The organism is Bradyrhizobium sp. UFLA03-84, from assembly GCF_002289535.1.
Taxonomy (GTDB): Bacteria; Pseudomonadota; Alphaproteobacteria; order Rhizobiales; family Xanthobacteraceae; genus Bradyrhizobium; species Bradyrhizobium viridifuturi.
The window spans coordinates 1,196,266-1,221,840 of the sequence record NZ_NSJY01000013.1; the positions used below are offsets into that span (position 1 = coordinate 1,196,266).

Here is a 25,575-nt window from a genome sequence, read left to right on the forward strand (position 1 = left end):
CGTCCCGTTCTAGGTGGTTCGCTTAAGTCCCTCGCGTTCATGCGGGTGTGTCCGAAGGCGCGAAGCGACTGAGCGGGGATTTAAGGGACAAAGGGAACCAACCTGAGGGTGTTTTACCCGGCGGAACCGGAACCTTCCCTGAGATAGAGCAACTTGGAGGTTTAACATGAAGATGGTTAAGAGCCTTATCCTCGGCTCGGCGGCGGCACTCGTCGCGGTCGGCGGAGCTCAGGCGGCCGATCTTCCCGTCAAGGCCAAAGCGGTCGAGTACGTGAAGGTTTGCTCCCTGTATGGTCCCGGTTTCTACTACATCCCGGGCACCGATACCTGTATCAAGCTGGGCGGCTACGTCCGTGCCGACGTTCTGGTGAACACCAACTCGGACAACACCGGCAACACGTCGGGTGCCGGCGGTGCGAACAACCGGTTCACCAACGGCTACACCTGGCGCTCTCGTGAAGACCTGAACATCGATACGCGTACCGCGACCGAATACGGTGTCGTCCGTACCTTCTTCGATGCGACGTTCTCGTGGACTTCGGATACCTACGCCGGCCAGGGCAACGGCGCGACCGTTTACTCGCCGATCGGCGCGGTTCAGGCTCCGAACAACGCGAACTCCGGTGCGGTCGCTGGTGGTACGGTTGGCGTCTACTACGCCTTCATCCAGTTCGCCGGCTTCACCATGGGTAAGGCGGTCTCGCAGTTCTCGGCTCCGTGGGCCAACTATCCGGGCAACAACTTCGACGGCCTCGTCGGCGGCGGCGGTACGATCACTGGCGTGAACCAGTTCACCTACACCGCTCAGTTCGGCAACGGCGTGTCGCTGTCTCTGTCGGCTCAGGACCAGAGCGCCTACTACCAGGCTGGCGTGAACAACATCCTCGCGGGTGGCGCTTACGGCACCAGCGACTACGCCGGCACGATCGCTCCGGACTTCGTCGCAATGCTGCGCGTCGACCAGGCTTGGGGTCTGTTCCAGGCGTCGGTCGCGGCGCATGACAACCACGCGGCCTACTACGGCGGCACTGAGTTGACCGGTCATCCGGACGACAAGTGGGGCTGGGCAGGTCAGTTGGCCTTGTCGATCAAGAACATCCCGACCGGACCTGGCGACACCATCAACTTGCAGGGCGTCTACACCAACGGTGCGACGCGCTACAACATCCAGGACCTCGCTGGTTCGGCTGGTGCGAACACCATCTACGGCGGAACCGGTCTGGCCGGCGCGTACCAGAGCGTTGGTATCGGCGTTGCTCCTGACAGCGTGTTCGGTGCCATCGGTGGCGTGAACACCGGGCAGCAGCTGGTCTCGACCTGGGGCTTCCGCGGTGCATACGTGCACAACTGGAATCCCTACTGGAACACCTCGATCTACGGTGCCTATGCCGGTATCTCCTACAACGATACGGCTAAGACCCTGCTCTGCGGCGTCGGCGGCGTGGGTGGTTCGGTTCGGGCCAACCTCAATGCTCTGGGCGGCGCGATCACCACCTGCAACCCCGACTACAATATCGCGCAGATTGGTACCCAGACCCAGTGGACCCCGGTCAAGAACCTGACCTTCACGGCAGACCTGACCTACACCCATCTGGATCAGAAGTATGCTGGTACGGTCTCGGCGCCCAGCGCCACGATCGGCAAGCCTGCTGCTCTCTACGAGATGAAGGACCAGAATACGCTTCTCCTGCTGCTCCGCGCTCAGCGCAACTGGTAATACCGGTTGATCTGATAGCCAGCTAACAGAGCCCCCGGTGGAAACGCCGGGGGTTTTGCTTTATTCAGGCCGTGCGCCAGCTCTCACAAGAGCGCCATTTTTTTGTACGATGTCATATTTGGTTCATTAATTAGTACCCAACCCACCGATGGATCGTTTTGGCGACCGATGACGGTAGCTCAACAAATAATTCGGCTCATTCGCGAACAGCCCGGTCTGACCGAACGCCAGATTGCCGAGCGTATCTTCGGCGACGGAGGTTCCATACAGCGCGTCAATCCAACGTGCCGAAAGTTGGTGGCAGAGGGCTGGCTGGAGCGACATGGTCGAGGATGGGCGGCGGACCCGTTCACGTATCACGCCGTGAGGCCCAACCTCTGAACCAAGATTGAGGTTGATCCGATTGTTTCGGCCAGCCAGGCATCGCGTGGTCTGTCTGTAATGACCCCCGGCGCCAAAACGCCGGGGATCTTGCTTTGTGCGGGCGGCTCGCAGGCGTCACGCGGCGAGCATGTCGCGCACCATCGGCACCACCTTGCTGCCGTAGAGCTCGATGCTCTTCATCAGCTTCTCATGCGGCAGCGGGCCCGCCGAATATTTCAGCTGGAAGCGCGCGGCGCCGAGCGCCTTCACGGTCGCCGCGATCTTGCGGGCGACGGTTTCCGGCGCGCCGACATAGAGCGAGCCGTGCTCGGCCTCGGCGACGAACTCGTCACGGCCCATCGGCGGCCAGCCGCGCTCCTTGCCGATCCGGTCACGCATGACCTTGTAGTCCGGCCACAGCTCTTCGCGGGCCTGCGCGTCGGTCTCCGCGACGTAGCCCGGCGAATGCACGCCGATCGGCTGCGGCGTCCGTCCGAACTGCTGGTAGGCGCGCTGGTGCAGATCGACATAGGGCGCAAAACGCTTGGGATCGCCGCCGATGATGGCGAGCATCAGCGGCAGGTCGTAATGCGCCGCCCGCACCACCGATTCGGGACTGCCGCCGACACCGATCCAGGTCTTCAGCCGGCCGTGCTCGACCGGCGGATAGACCGACTGGCCCTTGAGCGGCGGCCGCAGCTTGCCCTCCCAGGTCACCGGTTCCTGCTTTAGAAGCTCCGTGAAAAGGTCGAGCTTCTCCTCGAACAGCTCGCTGTATTGCCTGAGGTCGAAGCCGAACAGCGGGAACGATTCGGTGAAGGAGCCGCGGCCGAGGATCACCTCGGCGCGGCCGTTCGAGACCGCATCGACGGTGGCGAAGCGCTGGAACACCCGGATCGGATCGTCCGAGCTCAGCACGGTCACCGCCGAACCAAGCCGGATGGTGTTGGTGCGTGCGGCGATCGCCGCCAGCACGGTCTCGGGCGAGGAGATCGCAAAGTCGGCCCGGTGGTGCTCGCCGAGCCCGATGAAATCGATCCCGAGCTGATCGGCCAGCACCGCCTCGTCGACGACGTTGCGGATCACCTGGGCGTGCGGAAGCGGCGCGCCTGCGGCGTCCTTGGTGACGTCGCCGAACGTATCGAGCCCGAATTCGAGGGAGGTCGTCATCACATAGTCCAGTTGTCGGCGTGGCGGAGCATCCGCCACGGGCCACCCATCGCACGCAGGCCGAGAGGTCATGTTGCTTGCTGAGATGTCCGCAAGCCTGCGCTGTGGAGCCTTCGGTTGGAGATCATTTGGAGCTATTGCCGGCTCGGGCGCGCGGCAAGGTCAGGCCACGAAACGCAGCGTTTCCAGGTTGCGGGAGTGCAGCCGGCGGCTGCAGCCGCGGCGATCAGCCCGGGACGACCAGGAAGCCGGCGCGTGGGAAATGCACCACGACCTCGCCGACGCGTTCGTCCGACCGCCGGATCGCAATGTGCTGTGCCGACAGCGAGACGATCTCGCCGCGGACCGGGATCTTGCCGTAGTCATCCGGCATCACGTTGACGATGTCGCCGGGCCTGCGGCCGTTCGGATCCGCCGGGTCGGCGCACACGGGCGTCTCCGGCTGCGCCTTCGCTGCGATCTCGAGCGCGTCGGCCGACGACATCTCGCTGCGCGTACCGTGGCCGATGGCGCGGACGTGTGCCTCCCAGGCCAGCGCGTGCGGGAAGGGCTTCATCATCTCGTCCATCGCAGCGAGGCTCTGCCGCGCGTACCACACGTTCATGTAGGCGCTGACATCGGCGAGGCTGAATTCGCCGAGCAGAAACGGCCTGTTGTCGCCGAGTTGCGCCTCGATCCAGTCGACATTGGCGCGGAACTGGTCGCGCATCTGCGGCAGCGCCGCGGTCATCGCGGCGACGTCGAACTTGCCGCCGCGCAGCTTCTCGCGATCCTCGATGAAATCCCGCGGGACCTTGTCGCCGATGAAGCCGAACACGAGGTTGACCGTGCTCTGGAAGAACGGCCGGTCGGTCCACATGCCAAGCGCCCAGGGCATCCCGGCATTGCCTGCGGGAAACAGCGTCGGCGTCGGATAACGCCGCTCCAGCTCGCGGATGATGATCTGGGTATCGCAATAGATGTCGGCGCCGACCTGCATCGTCGGCGTCCGGCGATAACCACCGGTCATCGGCATCAGGTCCGGCCGCGGCATGATCCGGGAAATCCGCACCGAGTGCCAGGCGAGCTTCTTGAATCCGAAGATGATGCGGATCTTCTCGGAAAACGGCGACTGATCGAAATGATGCAGGATCGGCGTGGGCTGCGACATGGCCTCCTCCCGGGATATGGTGCGATCTCGACAAACCCTGCGGCATAGCCTGACAAGATTTCGGCGGATCGCAACCGATATTCAGGGGTGAGGGCGGCGCAGGGTGCTCAGAACTGCTCCGCCCACGGCCGCAGGTCGAGCTCCAGCGTCCAGGCACTGCGATGCTGGTGATGCAGCACCCAATAGGCGTCGGCGATGGCTGCGATGTTGAGCAGGCCGTCCGGCCCGCGATCGTCCTTCAATTGCGGGCGCAGGCTCAGCAGGCGATCGCCCTCGATGCCGCCATCGACCACGACATGGCCGACATGAATGCCCTGCGGACCGAACTCGCGCGCCACGCTCTGCGCCATCGCGCGCAGCGCGGCCTTGGCGGCGGCGAATGGCGAATAATTGGCCTTGCCGCGCAGCGAGCCGCTGGCGCCGGTGAACACCAGCGTGCCGCCGCCGCGCGCGAGCAGAGCGGGGATCGCGGCCTGCGCGAGCTGGAAGCCGCCGAGCGCATGTTCGCGCCAGTGCTCCTCGAAGCGCTGCTCGCTGACCTTGAGAAACGGCGCCGGCCGGTTGGAGCCGGCATTGTGTACGGCCATCGCAAGCGGGGCCAGCTTCTGCGCAGCCTCGACGAAGCGGGCGACATCAGCCGCAGTCGATGCATCGCCGACGACATGAGTGACCCTGGCGCCATCGGCGGCGAGTTCGGCCGCGGTTGCTGCGAGCTTTTCGGCGTTGCGGCCAGCGATCGCGACCGGATAGCCGCCGGCGGCAAAGCGTCGCGCGATCGCGGCGCCCAGGCCGTTGGATGCGCCGACGCCTGATATCAGCACGCTGCCCTGCACAGCCGTCGGCTCGAGGGTGGATCGGTCGTTCATGGCTCGCTCCATCAACAGCATGATCCGGAGAAGTGGAAACCGGTTTCCCGAAAAGATCATGCTCAAACAAACAAGGTACCCGCGGTGCGGGCGCAATCATTCGTCCGAGGCCATCGCGACGATACTGTCGCGCACCGTGCGCAGAATGGCATCGGATCGCTTCGGGTCGGTGATGACGCGCGAGATCGCGAGTGCGCCGACCATCGCGCTGACAGCGACGATCGCGCGGCTGTCGTCATCATCACCGAACGTCTCGGCGACCTTGGCGATGAAGGATTCGATGTGCGGCTCCATCACCGCGCGACATTGCGCGTCGGCGCGGCCGACATCGGAGATCAGCGCGCCGATCGCGCAACCCGACTTGGGCTGGTCGCGATGGGTGCGGCTCAGATAGCTTCGCACCAGCGTGTTGATGCTGACCGGCTTGTCGGGATCGCGCGCGGCGTGCGCCGACGCTTCACCGGCATTCAGCGCCTGTTCCAGCGCCGCGGCGACCAGGTCGGAGCGCGAGGCAAAATGCCCGTAGAATCCGCCATGGGTCAGCTTCACCTGCTGCATCAGGTTTCCGATGCTGAGGGCGTCGAGCCCCTTCTTGCGGATCTGTGTCGCCGCCTCGTTCAGGATCCGCTCCCGGCTCCTGGCCTTGTCGGCCTGGGAATGGCCCATCTCGCAATGCCCCTGTTTGACTCTCAATCTGGATTATGACCATCATGCTTCTGGATGACAAGTATCATCCAGAAAATTGTCAGTCACAAAGCAGGGAGCAACAGATGTCCGGCAGCGCGAGCGAAGGGCGGGTCCGTCACGAGCGGCACGACCGCATCCTGAAGATCATCATCGACAATCCCGCGAAGAAGAACGCCTTCAGTCCGGAGATGATGACTGAGCTGTCCGACGCGCTGACCTTGCTCGACAATGATGACGGCCTTTGGGTCGGCGTGCTCTGCGCCGCCGGCGGCAGCTTCACCGCGGGTCTCGACATGCCGAAATTCTTCGGTCCGACGGCGAGCCGCAAGCCGCTGCCGGAGGGCAACGTCGATCCCTTCGGATTGTCGAAGCGGTGCCGGAAGCCGATCGTCACGGCAGTGCAGGGCATCGTATTCACGGTCGGCATCGAGATGATGCTGGCCGGCGATATCGTCATCGCCGCGGACGACAGCCGCTTCTGCCAGATGGAGGCCAAGCGTGGCATCGCGCCGCTTGCCGGCGCGCATTTCCGCTACATCAGCCGTGCCGGATGGGGCGATGCGATGTATCACCTGTTGCTGTGCGACGAGTTCTCCGCCACCGAGGCGCATCGGATCGGCCTGGTGCAGGAAGTCGTGCCGGCCGGTCAGCAGATCGAACGCGCGATGGCGCTTGCAGCGATCATCGCGCGCAATGCGCCGCTCGGAATCCAGGTGACGAAGGAAGCGGGCCGCAAGTTCATCGAAGCCGGCGAGCAGGCGGCGATTGCGATCATCCCGGAGATCCGCGAGCGCGTGCTCAACACTGCGGATGCCGCCGAGGGCATCAAGTCCTTCGTGGAGCGTCGTGCGGCCGTGTTCCAGGGGCGCTAGTCTCAGCGACGTTAGTCCCTGAAACGTGCATTGCGTTCACGGTACGTGCCCTCGATGCGGTTGTGACAATGATGTCGCAGCCGCACGAATTTCGATCATGACGATGTCGCGACGACTCTTGTCGAGATTCGTCGAATCAGGGAGATTCGTACCATTCATTAAATTCTGTTTCGTCCTGCTTTGACTCAAGCGTCCGGTAGGGATTCCCATGACAAACGCACGCGTAATCGTTGTAGGAAACAACAAGGGTGGCTCTGGCAAGTCGACGATTGCCATGCACGTCGCCATCGCGCTGATCAAGGCGGGGCAGCGTGTCGCCACCATCGATCTCGACAACAAGCAGAAGTCGCTGACGCATTACGTCGAGAACCGGCGCGACTGGGAGCGGGAAACCTCGCTGGATCTCGGCGTCCCGGCGCATATGTGCTTCGAGACGGTGAGCGGCAGGAGCAGCGAGGTCGAGACGCTCGGGCGCAGCGCGCTCGCCGAGATCGTCGAGCGGCTCAGCCGGTCGCATGATTTCGTCGTCATCGACTGCCCCGGTCACGATACCTATCTGACGACGTTCACGCATTCGCTGGCGAACACGCTGATCACGCCGCTGAATGACAGTTTCCTCGACTTCGACGTGCTCGGCACCGTCGATCCGAACGACTTCAAGGTGACCGGTATCAGCCACTATTCCAAGATGGTGGAGGAGGCGCGGCAGCAGCGCACCGGAAACGATCAGCCGGCATTCGAGTGGGTGGTGCTGCGCAATCGCCTCTCGACCCTCGGTTCACGCAACAAGCGCCTCGTTGGCGAGGCGCTCAGCGAGCTGTCGAAGACGCTGAATTTCCGCCTGGTCGACGGCCTGGCCGAGCGCGTCATCTTCCGCGAATTCTATCCGCGCGGCCTGACGGCGGTCGACGATGTCAACCAGCTCGCGCTGGGCAGCCGGCCGACCATGTCGCATGTCACCGCACGGCTCGAGATGGAGCGGTTGATGACGGCGATCATGCTCGGCCATCTGGTGGCGCGTCCGCCGGAGGCCACCGAGGCCGGCCGCGACGCGGCATAAGCCGAAGTCTCGGTCACTACGGGCAATTGATATTGCCGGCATTGGCAACGGTCAGGAATGTGATCGTTGCCGGCGCAAATACGATCGCTCCCGCCGCAGCTGGCGTGCCGTTCAGGGCGGGAAGCTGGTCGGAAGCTCCAAGCGCGAGCGTGCTGCCATTGAGCCGAACATTGCCGTCGGCGAGCTTTTCGCTTGCCAACGTGTAGCGTTGCGAAGCGGCCGGGAGCGTCAGCTTGCGTTGTCGTCGGCGGTCATTGTTGATGACGAGCAGGGCTATTCCGCCGGGCATGTCGCGTGCGCAATGCGCATAGACATGGAAGCCGGGCTGCACGGGAATGCCGGCATCGAGCACGGTCGTTCCCATCAACCGCCGCCATAGCAGCGCGGCCCAGTAGTTCGGCCGCGGCAGATGGGTTCGCTCGTCGAGCAGCCCATAGTCGCTCGCGGCAAGCGTGTTGTGCATGACAATCTGAACGCCGGCCTTGGCCAATCGCCCGAGCTGATCGAGGTAGCGGAAAGTGTCGGCGAAGGTGGCGGCCCAGCGGTTGCCGCCGCACGCCGTCTCGGCAGTCTCGGTCAGCCAGATCGCCTTGCCGGGTGTGAGACGGTCGCGCAGCGTCCGATAGAACACAAGTGTGTTGCCGGTTCGCGCCAGCCATTCGTCCGACAATGCCTGACTCGCCGTGCGATCGCCGCCGCATCGCGCCGAGAGCGCACCGTAGTGATGGTAGGAGACCACATCGATGCCTTTTGCCGATACGGCGAAGCGCGCTTGCGCATCGGCGCCGGTGCCGATCGTGCCGGGCCCGAGGATCGTCACGTCAGGCGCTGTCGTCTTCATGAAGGTGCGGAACGCAGCAAAGTCCCTGCCGTAGGCCGCGGCATCGTAGCGGTCAGGGGCGCCGCCGATTGCCGGCAGGTCGGGTTCGTTCATGAACTCGGCGGCGGCGATTTCGCCGCCGGTCGACCGCGTGAAGGCGAGAAGCTGCCGGGCCTGTTCGGGGGTCCATCGTCCCGTAGCGTCTCGCGTGCCGGCGCTGATCGCAAAGGACGTGACGATGCGGGCATCGACGGCGTGCGAGAAGTCGATCACATCTAGCCATTGCCGGCGTGTCAGCACGCCCTTGAAGCCGGCCGGCGGTGTGGTCGGCGGCGCACCGGTATCCGCAAAGAACGTGCTGTTGGCCCAGGTTCCGCTGACGCGAAGGTAGGCCGGAGAGAGCGCTGCCGCGAGTCTTCGCAGCCTGTCATCGCGCAGATCGATCGGCGTGCGCGGTGCGAACCGTTCTGCCTTGGCATCCGCCGTGGCACCGGCGGCGCCATAGGGCTTCCAGAATCGTCCGCCGGTCACCTCGACCATCTCGATGTTGTACGACTGAAAGCGCGGATCGATCGTCGCGACGCGCGGCATGGCCGCGACATCAAGCGTCAGTTCGGCTGCGGTCGCCTTCGTGCAGACCAAGGCGGCAATAGCCGGGACGACGACGCGGGCGAGGCGTCGAATTGGATCTGCCCGGCCATGATTGCGCACGGTTGCTCGCTGCGTTCTGAGTTGCGCTTCGGGTCAGAATGCCGCCGGCGCCTGATTGAATCAACGCGGGAGCGCGCCTTGCGGCTCGCTTGCGATGCGATCCCACAGCGCGCGGATCATGTCCTTCATGGCCAGCGCGTCCTGCCAGCGGTCGGACAATTCCCGGCCGTCGGGGCCGGTGATGGCATAGGGCGCGGGCCCGAGCTCGCACAGGAAGGTCAGGGTCGCATCGGGCCCGGCGCGCTTCCGCCAGGACCGGATGCCGTACTCCCACCAGGCTGTGAACAGCGACACCCAGCCCTGGTGCTGCGGGAAGCCGGGCGAGATCTGCACCTGCTCGCGGCTCGCGATGCGGCCGTGGATGCCCCAGGCATGGTCGAGGATGCGATGGATCATCGCGTGGTTGACGTCATCGACCGGCCAGGCGAATTCGCGGCCGACCAGATAATGCGAGAGATCGGCGGTAAGCCGCAGGTCGGGAAAGCAGTCGAGCAAATCGAGCATGAAGAACAGGTCGGTCGTCATGCGGTCGCGATGGGTCTCGACATGCACGGCGATGCCGGCCTCCGTGGCGAGCCGCCGCCAGCCTTCGAGCAGGGGAATGCAATCGGCGAGCCTGCGTGGCCGGACGTCCGGCTGCAGGTTGACGTGATCGGCGCCGAGCTCGGCGACCAGCTCGAGCACCGGCTTCAGGTCGTCGATGCCCTTCGGGTAGCATTGCGCCTGCCAGATCATGCCATGCGCGCGCAGGAAGCTCGTCACCTCGCGCGCGAAGGCCGGATCGATGAAGCGAACGCCGGCGCCGTCAAACCCGGCATCGCGGATCATCGCGAGCTGGGTTTGCAACGGCCATTCGGCCTCGTCCGCCAGCCGCCGCTCCATCGCCCAGAGCGACTGCAGGATACGCAGTCGTTGCGCCACCGATCAGGCCCGCGCCGGGATCGCCGCGGGCAGCTCTGCCTGTTCGCTGGCATCGGCGGCGATGTTCTCCTGATAGGTCTCCGGTCCGATCCAGATCGCAACCACCGTACAGGCCGATAGGAACATCGCGTAGCAGGCGACCGGCCACCAGGTGCCGTATGCCGCCACCAGTGCGGTGGCAACGAACGGCGCCGGGCCACCCGACAGCAGCGAGCCGAGCTCGCGGGCGAAGGCGAAACCGGCAAAGCGGCGCTGCGGCGGGAACAGCTCGGCGAAATACGCCGCCTGCGGCCCGAACATCGCCGCCGTCACCACGGCGCGCGCCAGGATGAAGGCGAGCGCGATCATGATCCATTCCTTGGTGCCGACCATCCAGAAGAACGGGAAGGCGAGCGCGACGCCGGCCAGTGCGCCGAACATGTAGACCGGACGCCGTCCGATTCTATCAGACAGCGCCGCAAAGCCGAGGATCGCAAACAGCTCGACCGTGAACGCCAGCATCAGCGCGCTGAGCGCTTCGGCTTTCGGCACGCCGAGCGTCGTGATCACGTAGCTCAGACCGAACACCGGGAAGAAATAGCCGAGCCCGTTCTCGGCCATCCGCGCGCCGAGCACGACGAAGAAGTTGCGCGGGTGCTGGCGCAGTGCCTCCATCGCCGGATTGCTCTCGACCTTGCCGCGCGCAACCACCGCCTCGGTATAAACCGGTGTCTCGGTGATGCGCATGCGGACGAAGATGCCGACCACGATCAGGAGGAAGCTTGCCAGGAAAGGCAGCCGCCAACCCCAGCTCATCAGCTGCTCGCGCGGCAACATCGTCACCAGCGCGAAGGCGCCGGCGGCGAGCAGATTGCCGACGGAGACGCCGAGCGGCGCGAAGCCGCCCCAGAAGCCGCGATGCTTCGGCGGCGCGTTCTCGACCAGATAGATCACCGCGCCGCCATACTCGGCGCCGGCGCCGAGGCCTTGGATGACGCGCATCGCGACCAGCAGGACCGGCGCCCAGACACCGATCTGCGCATAGGTCGGCAGGAAGCCGATCGCGGTGGTGCCGATGCCGATCATCAGCAGCGTTGCGACCAGCACCGGCTTGCGGCCATAGCGGTCGCCGAGGATGCCGAACAACAGGCCGCCGAACGGCCGCACCACGAAGCCGACGCCGAAGGTCAGGAACGACAGCAGCGTGCCGACCACCGGATCGCTCTTCGGAAAGAACAGCTCGCCGAACACCAGCGCGGCGGCGGTGCCGTAGAGGAAGAAGTCGTACCATTCGAGCGCGGAGCCGATGCTGGCTGCAAGAATCACACGCAGGCGCGAATTGCTGGCGCCATCTGCCATCTTGGTCATTCGTTTCCCCGTAGTGTCTGTTTTTATGTATTGAAAGCAGCAATGCCCGCGGCTTGGCCGCGGGCATTGTCGTCGTCTTCAGGCCGCGCGCGTGAAGTAGGATTTCTTCGACGCCGACTGGGTCTCGTAGATCGATCCCTGCCGTTTGGCCGGCGGCAACGGCATCCGCACCGGCACGTCGGTCAGCCGCGGCGCGACCACCGGCGGGCCTGCCAGCAGGCGGCTGTTGAACTCGTCGAAGTCCTTCACGCCCATCAGCGGCCAGGCGTCGCTGGCGGCGACTTCATAGAGCAGCAGATTGCGCGGCCGGTTCGACGTATTGGTCGCCGAGCCGTGCAGCGCGCGCACATGGTGGAACGACATGCTGCCGGCCTTGCCCATGCAGGGCACCGCGCGCTTGATGTCGTCCTGGATCTGGTCGGGGTCGATCAGGCCGGCGAAGCAGCCGTCCTCGCCGTGATGATCCCACATCGTGTCGCCGGTGTGCGATCCCGGCGTCACCAGCATCGGGCCGTTCTCGATGTCGCAATCGTCGAGCAGCACGCCGATCGCGAGAATGTCGTCATTGGTGTGCGGATAGAACGCCCAGTCCTGATGCCATTCGACCGGCGAGCCGTACTGCGCAGATTTCATGTTGAGCTTGGAGCCGTGCAGGCGAAGCCCGGGGCCGATCAGTCTGGTCAGGATCGAGATCACGGCGGGGCTGCGGACGATCTCATCGAAGATCGGATGCACCTTGTGCGGCGCCTTGATGCGGCGGACGCGCGGGGTCTCCGGCGTATGGCCCGGTTCGAGGTCGTAGACATCGGTGTGCTCGGTCACCGCGGCGGCGCCGGCCACCAGCTCCGCGAGCACCGTGCGCACCCGCCCCAGGGTCTCCTGGTTGAGCACCTCGGGGACCACGATCACCCCGTCGCGCCTGTAGGCTTGGGCCTGCTCGTCCGAAATCATGCTGTTTCTCCCATTTTGTCTCATGTTAGCGCTAACATTGGCTGATGCTAGCGCTAACATCATGGCTTGGCAACCCGGAATCGTGCAGGCTCCAGCCATGAACTCCGAACTGACCGAACCCGGGACCGGCCCGGCTGGCGCCGCGCCCACCCTTTCAGAGGTGGCCAAGCGCGCCGGCGTGTCCTCGATCACGGTAAGCCGGGTGGTGCGGATGCCCGATCTGGTCGCCCCGGAGACGAGGGCGCGGGTCGAGCGGGCGATGCGCGATCTCGGCTATATCCCGAACCTGGTGGCCGGGGCGTTGGCGAGCGCGCGGACCAATTCGGTCGGCGTGCTGGTGCCGACCATCGCCAATTCGATCTTCGCCGATACGGTGCAGGGCCTGTCAGACAAGCTCGAGCCGCTCGGCTTCTCGGTGATCCTGGCGCAGTCGCGCTACGACGCGGTGCGCGAGGACCGCATGCTGGCGGCGCTGCTGTCGCGGCGGCCCGAGGCGATCATCATGGTCGGCTCGCCGGCAACGGAGGAGGGCAGCCGCCTGCTGCGCAATGCGCGCATCCCGATCGTCGAGACCTGGGATCTGCCGGCAAACCCGATCGATGCGGTCGCGGGCTTCGACAATTACAAGGCCGGCACGGCCGTCGCGAAGCATCTGGTTGCGCAAGGACGCAAGCAGCTTGCCTTCATCGGCGGAGACGATCCTCGGGGCACGCGCCGCTGGCTCGGCTTCAGGGACGAGGCGGTGGCAAGCGGCCTCGCCGAGCCGCGCCGGTTGATCCTGGAGCGCAACGCCTCCGGCAGCGTGGCGGCGCATGCAAAGCTGCCCGACGTCGATGCCGTGTTCGCCGCCAACGATGCACATGCGATCGGTTTCATGTCGGGGCTGCGCAAGGCCGGGCTGCTGCGTGACGGGCCCGCATCGGCGCAGCCGGTTGCCGTGATCGGGCTCGGCGATCTCGAAATGGGCCAGCTGATCTCGCCGACGCTGAGCACCATCAGTGTGCACGGCGACGCGATCGGCCGCACCGCGGCGACCTTGACGCTTGAGCGCGGCGGCGAGCGCCGGATCGATCTCGGCTTCGAGCTGGTGCTGCGCGACAGCGGTTAGTTGGTTCCCCTTCGCTGCCAACGGTCGGCGCCGGCGAGCAGCGCGGCGATCACGCACCCCGAGATGATGCCGAACGTCAGATCCTCGAACACCGTCAGGCCGAAGGTTGGGAGCAGCACTGCGGCAGCGCGCCAGTTCGTGATCAGGTGCACGAACGCTTCCTTCTCCGCCATGTACCAGCAGACGACGACGAGGACGCCGGCCAGCGCCGGCAGCGGGATGTAGCTCGCAAGCGGTGCCGCCACGATCATGAACGACAGCAGGAACGCCGAATGCAGCATGCCGGACAGCGGGCTGCGCGCGCCGGCCCGGATGTTGGTCGCGGTGCGCGCGATCGTGCCGGTGACGCTGATTCCGCCAAAAAACGCCGATGCGACGTTGGCGATGCCCTGTGCCACCAGCTCCATGTTGGAGCGATGCTTGCGGCCGGTCATGCCGTCGGCGACTTTTGCCGAGAGCAGGCTCTCGACGCCGCCGAGCAACGTGAAGGACAGCGACGCCGGCAGGATCTGCAGCAGCAGCGCCCAGGAGAATTCCGGCAGATGCGGCACCGGCAGGCCGCGCGGAATTTCGCCGAACCGCGTGCCGATGGTCTCGACCGGCAAATGCAGCAGCAGCGCCGCGACCGACGCGATCGCGATAGCAATCAGCATCGCCGGCCAGGCCGGCCGCCAGGCGCGCAGCACGAAGATCGCCGCCGCCGAGCCGACGCCGACCGCGAGCGCGGACCAGTTCAGCGTCGGCAGGGCGTGACCGAGCGCCGCGAGCTTCGGCAGGAACGGCCCTGGCTCGGCACCCGAAAGCGTCAGCCCGCCGAGATCGCGCAACTGGCTGGCCAGAATGGTGACCGCAATTCCGCAGGTGAAGCCGACGGTCACGGGATGCGGAATGTAGCGGATCAGCGAGCCAAGTCCCGATGCGCCGATCAGCGTCAGCATCAGGCCGGAGACCATGACGGTGAGCAGCAGGCCTTCGACGCCGAACTTCGCGGCGGTTGCCGCGACCAGCACGATGAAGGCGCCGGCCGGGCCGCCGATCTGAAAGCGGCTGCCGCCCAGCGCGGAGACCAGGAAGCCGCCGACGATGGCCGTGAAAAGCCCGCGCTCCGGCGTCACGCCGGAGGCCACCGCGATCGCCATCGACAGCGGCAGTGCCACCACGGCTACCGTCAGGCCTGCCATCACGTCGTGCCGGAAGGCGGCAAGGCCGTAACCTTCGGTAAGCGTGGTGAGGAGCTTGGGACGATAGAGATGTGTCGTAGAGGAGCCGTCAGGCATGGGAATGACCACAAAGGAGAGGATGATGAAAACGGGCGGAATCGCCGTGTGCGAATGGGAGGACTGTGTTCATTCGGCAAGCTTCCGGTAGACCGCCGCGGCGCGGCGCAACAGCTGGCTCTTGCGCTTCCGCTCGTGCACGCGCTGGTGCTTGGCTTTGCGCTCGTGGGCGCGCTGCGCAAGGGAATCGGCATTTTCGAGCAGCGCGCGACGGACCTCGTCGTCGTTCAGCTCGCCGAGCAGTTGCTGTCCCTTGCGCAACTGCTTCAGCACGTGCCGCCAAGACGCGTAGACATCGGCAGGCAAGCCACCCTCCGAGAACTCGATGGCGTAGCGCAGCCGCTTGCTGGCGAGCCGGACCCGGTGGCGCTTGTTCTTGCCCATGCCTTGCAGCCCGCGGCTCTTCTGGCACAGTTTGCCATGCCACCGCGCCAACCGGCGGGCGTGAAACACCGCGACCGGTACCGCCCGCCGCTGCGCGGCGCGGCGGTTCTGCGGTGTGGTCCAGGGGCCGCTGCCGACCCAGTCCCACATGCCGTCGAACCATTGCCAGTATCGATCGCTTTGCAGCGCCTCCTTGAGCGCGTCGAAGGCGTCGGCTCGCGCGGTCTGGAGCATGCGCTCCTCGGGCAAGCCCTTGCTGTTCGTGATCGCCACATCGAGGTCGCGCGTTGCGCCGAGATGGGCGCTCAGCCATTTCAGTTCGGATTTCAGTCGCGTCCATTCGCTGTCTGCCACCATCGGGCCGTAAAAGGCGACCGCCGCCTTCAGCCGCGTCAGTGCGATCCGGGTCTGGTGCAGCGCCGTGGGATCGCCGGAGCTCAGGGCCTCGTGATTGGTCGCGACTTCCTCGAGGCATTCCGACAGGATCAGGCGAAACGCGGTCTCACAACGCATGGCCTGGCTGAGATGGCGCGGCCGCATCGGGCGGGCAACGCGCTCCCTGTCCGGACTAGCCGCTGACGTCATGACACTCCCGTGGTGCCGCCGAAGCCGCAAAGCAAGGCGCGGCTGCCCGATGCAAGATTTCCCGTTTGGTCGATGTCGATCAAGGGTTTTCTGCTGGAGCACGGCGCAACGATCCGGCGACGCGATCAAAATGTCGCAATCAAAGCGGTTGAGAGGGCTCATCTTTGGCATTTTACGGGACTTGGATGCGGAATTATTGAGGCGCCGCAAAAAGCAAACGGACATCGCCAGATATTTCGCGCACGAAATATCTTGATATTTCGCGAGCGAAATATATAACGACCGCATGAAAGCGGAACACCGGCTGATCTTCCTTCTGACCGTGGCCTATCGACGGCTGCAACGCGCCATCGATCAGGAGACGGCCGCGCACGACCTGACGTCGGCGCAGGCGGGCGTGCTGTTCTTCCTAGGCCGCAATGATGGCGCGCTGATCGGCGACGTGTCGCAGGCGCTCGACATCGTGCCGTCGGCGATGACCGGGCTCGCCGACCGGATGGAGCGCGCCGGCCTCGTGAAGCGCCGGCGGGATGGTGAGGACGGACGCAGCCAGCGGCTCTATCTGACGCCGGCAGGGCAGGAGCTCGGCAAGCGCGCCGCGACGCGGACCAGGGTGATCAACAATCGCCTGATGGACGGGTTCTCGGAGGCCGAGATCGACGTGGTGTCGCGCTGGCTGACCAGCCTGCAAGAGAAGTTTCCGAAGGACAAAGACGGTTAGAGCGTTTTCGCGCGAAGCGGGTACCGGTTCGCGTGAAGAAAACGCGCCAAACAAGTAGCAATCAAAGGAGTGAGACATGAGTGAAGTGACCGTGGCGCTGGACAATGGCGTTCTCACCGTGACGATGGCGCGTCCGGACAAGAAGAATGCGATTACCAATGCGATGTATGGCGCGATGGCCGACGCGCTCGAACGCGCGGAAGGCGATTCCTCGATCCGCGCCGTGCTGTTGCAGGGCGACGGCGACAGCTTTACCGCCGGCAACGATCTTGCCGATTTCGCGGCGGTGTCGCGCGGCGTGCAGGGCGAGCGTCATGTGAGCCGCTTCCTTGGCTGTCTTGCCAAGGCGACGCGGCCGCTGGTCGCTGCCGTGCAGGGCAATGCGGTCGGCATCGGCACCACCATGCTGCTGCATTGCGACCTCGTTTATCTCGCGCCGACCGCGCGGCTGATCACGCCATTCGTCAATCTTGCGCTAGTGCCGGAGGCGGCCTCGACCTATCTGCTGCCGCAGCGGATCGGCTACGCGCGCGCCTATGCGATGTTCGCGCTCGGTGAACCGGTCGAGGCGGAGACCGCTGTTGCGATCGGCCTCGCCAACGCGGTGGTGCCGCTCGCGGATCTCCGGGCCAGGGCACGCGGCGCGGCGGACGCATTGGCGAAGCGGCCGTTCGGCTCGCTGCAGCACACCAAGGCGCTGATGCGTGATCCCGCAGCGATCAGCGCGCAGATGGCGCGCGAGGGCAAGATCTTCCAGGAGCGATTGATGAGCGCCGAAGCGCGCGAGGCTTTTGCGGCGTTTGCCGAGCGCCGCCAGCCCGATTTCTCCAAGATCACCGGTTAGGCTTGGCGCCCGGGGCCGCCACGCGCGGGCGGCCCCATCGCTTTGGGGTTGACGGCTTCGCCGGTATCGAACATCTCGTGACGGGGCACAGTGCAACCCCGACGAGGCCATCCATGAGCGACAGTCACACCCTGCGCGGCGACGGGATTGCCGCAACCATCAACGCCCAGGGCGCCGAATTGTCGTCGCTCAGGAACGCCGAGGGCAGGGAACTGCTGTGGCAGGCCGGCCCGCAATGGCCGCGCCATGCGCCGATCCTGTTCCCGATCGTCGGCCGGTTGAAGAACGACACGCTTCGCCACGACGGCAAGACCTATCCGATGACGCAGCACGGCTTCGCGCGCGACCGCCGCTTCGACTGGCTGGAGCAGAGCGCCCGGTCGTGCAAGCTCGCGCTGTCAGACGATGCGGAAACCCGGGCGCGCTATCCTTTCGCGTTCAGGCTGGAAGTCACCTACGCCGTCGATGGCGCCGATCTCGAGGTCGGCTTCGAGATCATCAACACCGGCGACGAGATGCTGCCGGCCTCGCTCGGCGGTCATCCCGCGTTCAATTGGCCGCTGGTGCCGGGGCTGCCGAAGGAGGCCTACACGCTGAGCTTCGGCAAGCCTGAACCCGCGCCGATCCGGCGGTTGAAGGACGGATTGATGCGGCGGCAGCCTGAACCAAATCCGGTCAAGGGCAGAACGCTTGCGCTGTTGGAGGAGCTGTTCGATGACGACGCGATGGTCTTCGATCAGATCGCAAGCACATCGATCCTCTTCACGGCGACACTGGGTCCGGCAGCAGCCACGCAAGGCCCGGCGATCGAGATTTCCTGGCGCGGCTTCCGCGAACTTGGCGTCTGGTCGAAGGTTGGCGGGGCTCCGTTCCTTTGCATCGAGCCATGGTACGGTTTTGCCAGTCCGGCGGAGTTCGATGGCGAGTTCGCCGACAAGCCCGGCCTGATGCTGATCGCCCCGCGAGCGCGTCAGTCGCTCAGCTACCGGATTCGCGTCAGCTGACAAAACGACATCGCTTGCGCGAGCAGCTCAATGCGGGCGGCTGCCGAGCGCTCCCGTGAGCGCGCCGACCGATGGCGGGTTTTCATGCGCCCAGGCCTCATGCGCGGCGAGATCGCGATAGTGTTCGGCCATGCGCAGCAGCCGCTCGCGGATGCCTTGGTCCTCTTCGCCCTTGGCCTGATTGGCCAACTGCGCGGCGCGTTCGAGAAGCGTTTTCGGATCGATCACGACAGGCTCCAAATCCGGTTTCGCCACAGCGTGATCCGGAAAAGTGCGAAGCGGTTTCCGAGGAGATCATGCTGAAAACGGACAACTGCCCTAGCCAAGCACAGTTCCTGCCATGGTTTGATGACAGGTTCAGAGCTGGAACAATCCGAGCCCCGCCATGACGTCGCGCTTGGTGCGCTCGGTGATCTCCCGCGCCTTCAGGGTTCCGCGCCTGATCGCGTCGACGACGTGATCGCGATTGGTCGAGAGCTCGGCGCGCCGTGTCCGGATCGGCGCGACCAAGGCTTGCAGGATGTCTTCAAGCCGCCGCTTGACCGTCGCGTCGCCGAGGCCGCCGTGCCGATAATGCGCCTTCAGCTCCTCGACGGCGTCATGATCGTCGTCGAACGCGTCGAGGTATGTAAAGACGACATTGCCCTCGACCTTGCCGGGGTCGGCGACGCGCAGATGACCGGGATCGGTGAACATCGCCCGCACCGCGGCCGAGATGTCATCGGGCGAGGCCGAGAGCGGGATCGCATTGTCCGCGGACTTGCTCATCTTCGCACGCCCGTCGATGCCGGGCAGCCGTCCGGCGCGCGGGATGATGGCCTCGGCCTCCGGCAGCAGCGGCCGGCCGGCGAGCGTGTTGACGCGCCGGACGATCTCGTTGGTCTGCTCGATCAGCGGTGCCTGGTCCTCGCCGACCGGGACGACAGTGGCACGAAACGCGGTGATGTCGGCAGCCTGCGCCACCGGGTAGCACAGGAAGCCCGCCGGGATGTCGCGCCCGAAACCGCGCGCGCGGATCTCGTCCTTGATGGTGGGGTTGCGCTCCAGCCGTGCGACGGTGACGAGGTTGAGATAGAGCATCGACAGTTCGGCGAGCGCGGGAAGCTGCGACTGCAGGCAGATTGACGTCCGCTCGGGATCGATCCCGACGGCGAGATAATCCAGCGCAACCTCGATGACGTTGCTGCGGACCTTGCCGACGTCGTGCGCATTGTCGGTCAGCGCCTGCATGTCGGCGAGCAGCAGGAATTGCGTATGGGTGTCCTGAAATCTCAGGCGGCTGCGCAGCGAGCCGGCGTAATGGCCGAGATGCAGCGGCCCGGTGGTGCGGTCGCCGGTGAGGATGATCGGTTTGGTCATGGCTATCTCCATTCGGTTGAATGGGGACGCCGCATGCGGGCTGCTGACATGAAAAAGGCCGCTCAATGCGGCGGCCCCGAAAATGCATGAACGCGTTTCGGCCCGCCTGTCAGTCGGCGAGCCACCAGAAATTGGCGATCAGGATCGAGCGGTTCATGGCGTGACCCGTAGGGCAATCGCGCTGTCGGGTCAAGATGTGCCAGCCCTAGTTGAACGCCATGCCGCCGCTCATCGCGATGGTCTGTCCGGTCATGTAGGGATTGTTGACCAGCAGCATCACGGCCTGCGCCACCTCTTCGGCGGTGCCGAAGCGGCCGACCGGGATCCGGCTGACGAGGTCGCTCTGTCCCTTCATCATGTCGGTCTCGATCAGCGAGGGCGCGACCGCGTTGACGGTGATGCCCTCTTTGACGAGGCGTGCGGCATAGCCGCGGGTCATGCCCTCCATGGCCGCCTTCGATGCATTGTAGTGCGGGCCGATCGAGCCCGCGCCGCGCGCGGCACCGGAGGAGATGTTGACGATGCGGCCCCATTTCCGGGTGCGCATCATCGGCAGCACCGCCTGCGTGCACAGGAACGCCGACTTGAGATTGACCGTGATGGTGCGGTCGAAATCCTCCTCGGTGAGATCGTCGACACCCCTGACGATCGCGATCCCGGCATTGTTGACGAGGATGTCGATCGGGCCGAGCTCGGCCTTGGCACGCTCGACCAGGCCGGCGACGGCTGCAGCCTCCGAGACGTCGGCGGCGATCGCGACCGCCCGGCCGCCGGCGGCAATGATGCCCTTCGCCAGTGTCTCGGCCTCGGCCGAGCGTTCGCGATAGTTGATGGCGACGGCAGCTCCGGCCTCCGCCAGCATCTTGACGATCGCAGCACCAATGCCGCGCGATCCGCCGGTCACCAGCGCCACATGTCCGTGCAAGCTGTTTGTTGTCATCAACCGTCCTCCTGTGAGTGCAGTCAGGTTCGCAAAGGGGGAGGCGGGGCGCAACGCAACCCTGCTCAAATCTGCGTTGCGGCAGCCGCCCTTGCGGCAAAAAACCGGCATTTTGGGCCGGAATCGGCCTTGCGTCCGGCGCGGGCCGGCGGCAATGGTTGGAGCATCACTTCTTCCAGCTACCCACGAGAGTCCGATGAGCAAACTGATTGTCCGCGCCGGCGATTTCACCTTTGACGCCCGTTTCGAGGAACAGCTGGCGCCGAAGACGGTCGCCGCGTTCCGCAAGGCGATGCCGTTCGAGAGCCAGGCGATCCACGTGCGCTGGAGCGGCGAGGGCGTCTGGATGCCGCTCGGCGATCTCGATTTCGGCGTCTCCTACGAGAACCACACCAGCTATCCGGCGCCGGGCCAGATCATCCTCTATCCCGGCGGCATCAGCGAGACCGAAATCCTGCTCGCCTATGGCGGCGTGCACTTCGCCAGCAAGATGGGCCAACTCGCCGGCAATCATTTCATCACGCTGACCTCGGGGCTGGAGAATCTCACCGCCTTCGGCAAGACCGTTTTGTGGAAGGGCGCGCAGAACATCCGCTTCGAGGAAGTCTGATGTGACCGAGGCCCGCTACCCGCGCGATCTCCGCGGCTACGGCCGCACGCCGCCGGATCCGAAATGGCCAGACGCCGCGCGTGTCGCGGTGCAGTTCGTGGTCAATTTCGAGGAGGGCGGCGAGAACAACATCCTGCACGGCGATCGCGCCTCGGAAGCGTTCCTGTCCGACGTGCTGGGCGCGCAGCCCTGGGTCGGCCAGCGTCACGCCAACATCGAGACGATGTTCGAATATGGCTCGCGCGCCGGCTTCTGGCGGCTGTGGCGGATGTTCACCGAGCGGAAGCTGCCGGCGACTGTGTTCGGCGTCGCGATGGCGCTGAAGCGCAATCCGGACGTGGTCACCGCGATGCAGGAGGCGGGCTGGGATATCGCAAGCCACAGCCTGCGCTGGGTCGAGCACAAGGACATGTCGGAGGACGAGGAGCGCGCGGAGATCGCCCGCGCCGTCGCGGTGCATACCGAGGCGACCGGGGCGCCGCCGCTCGGCTGGTACACCGGCCGCTCCTCGATCAACACGCTGCGGCTTTTGATGGAAGCGGGCGGTCTGCGCTATCTCTGCGATTCCTATGCCGACGATCTGCCGTACTGGATCAAGGCTGCCGGCACCGAGCCGCATCTGGTGATCCCCTACACGCTCGATGCCAACGACATGCGCTTCATCAACGCACAGGGTTTTGGCGGCGGCGACGAGTTCTACACCTATCTGAAGGACAGTTTCGACGTGCTCTATGCCGAGGGCGCGACGTCACCCAAGATGATGTCGGTCGGGCTGCATTGCCGCGTCGTCGGCCGTCCCGGCCGCGCCGCCGCGCTGATGCGCTTCCTCGACTACATCGCGAAGCACGAGCACGTCTGGGTGCCGACCCGGCTTCAGATCGCCGAGCACTGGCACGCCAATCTCAGGCATCTCGCCGCAGAAGCGTTCGAGATCGCCTAGCGCCCCGATCTAATGCCCCGCCATATGCCGGCCGATCTCGGTGAGGTCGGCTTCGCTCGCACGGGCTTCGTGCACGAACGCGCCGTGGAACATCACGACCAGCCGGTCCGACAGTTCCAGCAATTCGTCGAGGTCTTCGCTGACCAGCAGCACCGCCGCGCCGCGGTTGCGGGCAGCCATGATCTCGGCGTGGATCTGCGCCACCGCCGCGAAGTCGAGCCCGAAGCAGGGATTGGCGGCGACCAGCACCTCGACGTCGCCCGAGAGCTCGCGCGCCAGCACCGCGCGCTGCACGTTGCCGCCCGACAGCGCCGCGATCGGCGTCTCCGGCGTGCGGGTCTTGATCTTGTAGCGGTTGATCTTGCGTTCGGCGTCAGCGCGGAACGCCGAGCGATTCAGCCACCAGCCGCCGCGCGCGAACGGGGCGCGGTCGAACTCGCGGAAGGCGATGTTGTCGGCGACGCTCATGCCGCCGACACAGGCGTTCTTCAGCGGCTCTTCCGGCAATAGCGACATCCTGTGCCGCCGCATCTCCTCGCGGCTCGCCGAGTAAGTCTCGCCCTGGACGCGGATCACGCCACTTTCGGCTTCGCGCTGGCCCGCCAGCACCTCGACCAACTGGCGCTGACCATTGCCGGACACGCCGGCGATGCCGACGATCTCGCCGCTCTTCACCGTCAGCGAGACGCCGTGCACGGCAATCGCGCCGGCATCGTCAAGCGCAGTGAGCTTGTCGAGCTCGAGCCGCGCTGCGCCGGTCTCGCCGGTGCGCGGCGGCTGCACCGTCAACTGCTCGGCGCCGATCATGGTGCGCGCCATCTCGTCGGGCGTGAGGTCGGCGACCCGGCCGGTGCCGGCGAGCTTGCCGCGGCGCAGGATCGTCACCTCGTCGGCAAACGCCATCACCTCGCGGAACTTGTGCGTGATCATCAGGATGGTCAATTCGCCCGCGACCACCATCGCGCGCAGCATGCCGAGCACCTCGTCGGCCTCGCCCGGCGTCAGCACCGAGGTCGGCTCGTCGAGGATCAGGAAGCGACGCTTCAGATAGAGCTGCTTGAGGATCTCGCATTTCTGCCGCTCGCCGGCGGAGATGTCGGAGACCTTTGCGTCGAGCGGCACCTTGAACGGCATCCGCGCCAGGAAGGCCTCGAGCTCCTTCTTCTCCTTGCGCCAGTCGACCACCGGAGGCACGTCGTCGCGCGCCAATACCAGGTTCTCGGCAACCGTCATCGCCGGCACCAGCGTGAAGTGCTGGTAGACCATGCCGAGGCCGAGCGCATGCGCGTTCTTGGGATTGGCGATGCTCTGCTGGCGACCGCCGACGATGATGTCGCCCTCGGTGGCATGGTAATAGCCCATGATGCATTTCACCAGCGTGCTCTTGCCCGCGCCGTTCTCGCCCAGCAGCGCGTGGAACGAGCCGGGGCGCACCTTGAGCTCGACATTGTCGAGCGCGAGGAAGTCACCGAACCGCATCGTCATGGCGATGGCGTCGACGCCGAACGCGCCTGACGGTGCGGGCGGTTCGCCGATGATCACGACAATGCCCCGATCAGGTCAGCGGATTTCGTCACTGCGCCGAACACGCCGCCCTGCATCTTGATCATCTTCAGCGCGTGGTCGTGATTGCTCCTGTCGGTCGCCCCGCAGCAATCCTCGACCAGCACGCATTCGAAGCCGCGGTCATTGGCCTCGCGCATCGTGGTGTGGACGCAGACATCGGTGGTGATGCCGGTCAGCACGATGTTCTCGATGCCGCGCAGCCGCAGCATCAGTTCGAGATCGGTGGCGCAGAACGATCCCTTGCCGGGCTTGTCGATGATGGGTTCGCCCGGCAGCGGCGCGAGATCGGGGATGATTTCCCAGCCGGGTTCGCCGCGCACCAGGATGCGGCCGCAGGGGCCGGGGTCTCCGATTCCGGCGCCGATCTGGCGCGAGCGCCAGCGCTTGTTGGCGGGCAGATCGGCCAGGTCGGCCCGGTGGCCTTCGCGGGTGTGGATGATGTGAAAGCCCTGCGCACGCATCACGGCGAGCAGCTTCCTGATCGGCTCGATCGGCGCCCGCGTCAGCGACAGGTCGTAGCCCATCTTGTCGACATAACCGCCGACGCCGCAGAAATCGGTCTGCATGTCGATGATGATGAGCGCGGTGTTCTCGGGCCGCAGGTCGCCATTGTAGGGCCAGGCATAGGGCTCGGACTTGATGAAGCGCTCGGGCATGGAATGATCTCACTGGCTCTATCGGGTGATGGACAATTCGGCGGGTGCGCCGGTCAGCGTGCGCTTCGGCGAGCAGGTGATGATCATGATCGCCAAGGTCAGGATGTAAGGCGCGGCATTGAACAAATGATAGCCGGAGGTGATGCCGACCGATTGCAGCGCGGGCCCGAGCGCCGCGGCGCCGCCAAAGGCGAGCGAGGCCCATAGGCACAGCATCGGATCCCAGCGCGCGAAGATGACGAGCGCCACCGCGGTGATGCCCTGGCCGGAGGAGAGGCCTTCGTTCCAGCTGCCGGGATAGAACAGCGACAGGAACGAGCCGCCGATCCCGGCGAGGAAGCCGCCGACCATGGTGGCGCGCAACCTGATCAGCAGCACCGAATGGCCCATCGCGCGCGCGGCATCCGCGCTCTCGCCGGCGGTGCGGATCAACAGGCCCCAGCGCGTGGTCCGGAATGCCCAGTAGAGCAGCGGCGCGATGGCGACGCCGATCAGGAACAGCACGTTGATGCGCAGCGCCGCGCGGATCTGCGGCACATCGCTCCACCAGCCGAAATCGATCGCCGGCAGCCGCGCGGCGGTCGGCTCGATCAGCGGCTTGCCGAGGAAAAAGGCGAGGCCAGTGCCGAGCAGCATCAGCGCGATGCCGACCGCGATGTCGTTGACGCGCGGCAGCGAGCAGATCCCGGCATGCAGTGCGCCGAACAGCGCGCCGGTGATGCCGGCCGCGAGCACGCCAAGCCACGGCGAGCCGGAGAGATAGGAGATGCCATAGGCACTCATCGCGCCCATCACCAGCGTGCCCTCGAGGCCGAGATTGATGCGGCCAGACCGCTCGGTGATGCATTCGCCGAGGCTGACGAACAAGAACGGCGTCGAGACGCGGATGGCGCCGCCGAACACGGCGAGCGGGACGGTCCAGAGCCCGAGCGATGCATCCGCCATG

The 25,575-nt window shown here is 65.5% G+C and carries 25 protein-coding genes and 1 pseudogene; 10 read left to right on the forward strand and 16 right to left on the reverse strand.

Going from position 1 to position 25,575, the window contains the following annotated elements; translation table 11 throughout:
• Positions 1 to 166 precede the first annotated feature (166 nt).
• Positions 167 to 1,717 (forward strand): porin, encoded by a 1,551-nt coding sequence (locus CK489_RS19775; RefSeq protein WP_095733384.1) that lies wholly within the window; start codon positions 167 to 169, stop codon positions 1,715 to 1,717.
• Positions 1,718 to 2,215: 498 nt separating this feature from the next.
• Here CK489_RS19775 and CK489_RS19780 read toward each other — a convergent pair whose 3' ends face one another.
• The 4 genes from CK489_RS19780 to CK489_RS19795 all read right to left on the reverse strand — a co-directional run bounded on the left by CK489_RS19780 (position 2,216) and on the right by CK489_RS19795 (position 5,932).
• A complete protein-coding gene (locus CK489_RS19780) occupies positions 2,216 to 3,250 on the reverse strand; it encodes an LLM class flavin-dependent oxidoreductase (RefSeq protein WP_095733385.1) in 1,035 nt (344 codons plus the stop codon).
• Positions 3,251 to 3,476: 226 nt separating this feature from the next.
• Positions 3,477 to 4,400 (reverse strand): glutathione S-transferase family protein, encoded by a 924-nt coding sequence (locus CK489_RS19785; RefSeq protein WP_095733386.1) that lies wholly within the window; start codon positions 4,398 to 4,400, stop codon positions 3,477 to 3,479.
• Positions 4,401 to 4,507: 107 nt separating this feature from the next.
• Entirely contained in the window at positions 4,508 to 5,266 is a 759-nt protein-coding gene (locus CK489_RS19790) for an SDR family NAD(P)-dependent oxidoreductase (RefSeq protein ID WP_050631231.1), read from the reverse strand.
• 96 nt (positions 5,267 to 5,362) lie between these two features.
• Entirely contained in the window at positions 5,363 to 5,932 is a 570-nt protein-coding gene (locus CK489_RS19795) for a TetR/AcrR family transcriptional regulator (RefSeq protein WP_050631221.1), read from the reverse strand.
• Between the two features lie 104 nt (positions 5,933 to 6,036).
• Between CK489_RS19795 and CK489_RS19800 the strand changes: the two genes are divergently transcribed.
• Positions 6,037 to 6,825 carry a crotonase/enoyl-CoA hydratase family protein gene (locus CK489_RS19800; protein WP_050631220.1) on the forward strand — a complete coding sequence of 263 codons (789 nt, stop codon included), beginning with the start codon at positions 6,037 to 6,039 and terminating at the stop codon, positions 6,823 to 6,825.
• Positions 6,826 to 7,033: 208 nt separating this feature from the next.
• Positions 7,034 to 7,885, forward strand: coding sequence for a division plane positioning ATPase MipZ (locus CK489_RS19805; RefSeq protein WP_094194312.1), 852 nt, complete (start codon positions 7,034 to 7,036; stop codon positions 7,883 to 7,885).
• A gap of 16 nt (positions 7,886 to 7,901) precedes the next feature.
• Here the strand turns inward: CK489_RS19805 and CK489_RS19810 are convergent, their stop codons facing one another.
• The 4 genes from CK489_RS19810 to CK489_RS19825 all read right to left on the reverse strand — a co-directional run bounded on the left by CK489_RS19810 (position 7,902) and on the right by CK489_RS19825 (position 12,635).
• Entirely contained in the window at positions 7,902 to 9,347 is a 1,446-nt protein-coding gene (locus CK489_RS19810; protein ID WP_245350434.1) for a glycosyl hydrolase family 79 N-terminal domain-containing protein, read from the reverse strand.
• 129 nt (positions 9,348 to 9,476) lie between these two features.
• Positions 9,477 to 10,337 (reverse strand): sugar phosphate isomerase/epimerase family protein, encoded by an 861-nt coding sequence (locus CK489_RS19815; RefSeq protein ID WP_095733387.1) that lies wholly within the window; start codon positions 10,335 to 10,337, stop codon positions 9,477 to 9,479.
• A gap of 3 nt (positions 10,338 to 10,340) precedes the next feature.
• Positions 10,341 to 11,684: an MFS transporter gene (locus CK489_RS19820; protein ID WP_095733388.1), complete on the reverse strand. Its 1,344-nt coding sequence runs from the start codon at positions 11,682 to 11,684 to the stop codon at positions 10,341 to 10,343.
• Between the two features lie 78 nt (positions 11,685 to 11,762).
• Entirely contained in the window at positions 11,763 to 12,635 is an 873-nt protein-coding gene (locus CK489_RS19825; protein ID WP_095733389.1) for a phytanoyl-CoA dioxygenase family protein, read from the reverse strand.
• Between the two features lie 97 nt (positions 12,636 to 12,732).
• Between CK489_RS19825 and CK489_RS19830 the strand changes: the two genes are divergently transcribed.
• Positions 12,733 to 13,743 carry a LacI family DNA-binding transcriptional regulator gene (locus CK489_RS19830; protein WP_158226476.1) on the forward strand — a complete coding sequence of 337 codons (1,011 nt, stop codon included), beginning with the start codon at positions 12,733 to 12,735 and terminating at the stop codon, positions 13,741 to 13,743.
• Positions 13,744 to 13,778: 35 nt separating this feature from the next.
• Here the strand turns inward: CK489_RS19830 and CK489_RS19835 are convergent.
• Positions 13,779 to 15,020, reverse strand: a pseudogene (locus CK489_RS19835) (SulP family inorganic anion transporter); the annotation flags it as partial.
• Between the two features lie 69 nt (positions 15,021 to 15,089).
• Complete coding sequence (locus tag CK489_RS19840; RefSeq protein WP_245350435.1) at positions 15,090 to 15,989, reverse strand: CHAD domain-containing protein; 900 nt, start codon at positions 15,987 to 15,989, stop codon at positions 15,090 to 15,092.
• Between the two features lie 9 nt (positions 15,990 to 15,998).
• Here CK489_RS19840 and CK489_RS40890 point away from each other — a divergent pair, with 9 nt between their 5' ends.
• The 4 genes from CK489_RS40890 (at position 15,999) to CK489_RS19855 (ending at position 18,558) form a co-directional block, all read left to right on the forward strand.
• Positions 15,999 to 16,268: a hypothetical protein gene (locus tag CK489_RS40890; RefSeq protein ID WP_143278189.1), complete on the forward strand. Its 270-nt coding sequence runs from the start codon at positions 15,999 to 16,001 to the stop codon at positions 16,266 to 16,268.
• Positions 16,269 to 16,275: 7 nt separating this feature from the next.
• Positions 16,276 to 16,710: a MarR family winged helix-turn-helix transcriptional regulator gene (locus CK489_RS19845; RefSeq protein WP_095733393.1), complete on the forward strand. Its 435-nt coding sequence runs from the start codon at positions 16,276 to 16,278 to the stop codon at positions 16,708 to 16,710.
• Between the two features lie 76 nt (positions 16,711 to 16,786).
• On the forward strand, positions 16,787 to 17,554 hold the full coding sequence (locus CK489_RS19850; protein ID WP_050631212.1) for an enoyl-CoA hydratase-related protein: 768 nt from the start codon (positions 16,787 to 16,789) through the stop codon (positions 17,552 to 17,554).
• A 113-nt stretch (positions 17,555 to 17,667) separates the two neighbouring features.
• Positions 17,668 to 18,558: an aldose 1-epimerase family protein gene (locus CK489_RS19855; protein WP_095733394.1), complete on the forward strand. Its 891-nt coding sequence runs from the start codon at positions 17,668 to 17,670 to the stop codon at positions 18,556 to 18,558.
• A 27-nt stretch (positions 18,559 to 18,585) separates the two neighbouring features.
• Here the strand turns inward: CK489_RS19855 and CK489_RS19860 are convergent, their stop codons facing one another.
• The 3 genes from CK489_RS19860 to CK489_RS19870 form a co-directional block, all read right to left on the reverse strand.
• Entirely contained in the window at positions 18,586 to 18,786 is a 201-nt protein-coding gene (locus CK489_RS19860) for a hypothetical protein (protein WP_095733728.1), read from the reverse strand.
• 129 nt (positions 18,787 to 18,915) lie between these two features.
• A complete protein-coding gene (trpS, locus tag CK489_RS19865; RefSeq protein ID WP_095733395.1) occupies positions 18,916 to 19,917 on the reverse strand; it encodes a tryptophan--tRNA ligase in 1,002 nt (333 codons plus the stop codon).
• 205 nt (positions 19,918 to 20,122) lie between these two features.
• The gene (locus tag CK489_RS19870) at positions 20,123 to 20,857 is read right to left on the reverse strand and encodes an SDR family NAD(P)-dependent oxidoreductase (protein WP_050631210.1); all 735 of its coding nucleotides are present in this window, start codon (positions 20,855 to 20,857) and stop codon (positions 20,123 to 20,125) included.
• A 196-nt stretch (positions 20,858 to 21,053) separates the two neighbouring features.
• Here CK489_RS19870 and CK489_RS19875 point away from each other — a divergent pair, with 196 nt between their 5' ends.
• Positions 21,054 to 21,467: a DUF3830 family protein gene (locus tag CK489_RS19875; protein ID WP_050631209.1), complete on the forward strand. Its 414-nt coding sequence runs from the start codon at positions 21,054 to 21,056 to the stop codon at positions 21,465 to 21,467.
• Between the two features lies 1 nt (position 21,468).
• Positions 21,469 to 22,407 carry an allantoinase PuuE gene (gene puuE / locus CK489_RS19880; protein ID WP_050631208.1) on the forward strand — a complete coding sequence of 313 codons (939 nt, stop codon included), beginning with the start codon at positions 21,469 to 21,471 and terminating at the stop codon, positions 22,405 to 22,407.
• Between the two features lie 9 nt (positions 22,408 to 22,416).
• On the opposite strand, the gene CK489_RS19885 is transcribed toward puuE, so the two are convergent.
• Genes CK489_RS19885 through CK489_RS19895 form a run of 3 tightly spaced genes read right to left on the reverse strand, consistent with a single transcriptional unit; the run spans position 22,417 to position 25,574 of the window.
• Positions 22,417 to 23,949 (reverse strand): ABC transporter ATP-binding protein, encoded by a 1,533-nt coding sequence (locus tag CK489_RS19885; RefSeq protein WP_050631207.1) that lies wholly within the window; start codon positions 23,947 to 23,949, stop codon positions 22,417 to 22,419.
• Positions 23,946 to 24,629: a biuret amidohydrolase gene (gene biuH, locus CK489_RS19890; protein ID WP_050631206.1), complete on the reverse strand. Its 684-nt coding sequence runs from the start codon at positions 24,627 to 24,629 to the stop codon at positions 23,946 to 23,948. Before biuH ends, CK489_RS19885 begins: the two co-directional genes overlap by 4 nt.
• 18 nt (positions 24,630 to 24,647) lie before the next feature.
• The gene (locus tag CK489_RS19895) at positions 24,648 to 25,574 is read right to left on the reverse strand and encodes an ABC transporter permease (RefSeq protein ID WP_095733396.1); all 927 of its coding nucleotides are present in this window, start codon (positions 25,572 to 25,574) and stop codon (positions 24,648 to 24,650) included.
• Between the last annotated feature and the right edge of the window lies 1 nt (position 25,575).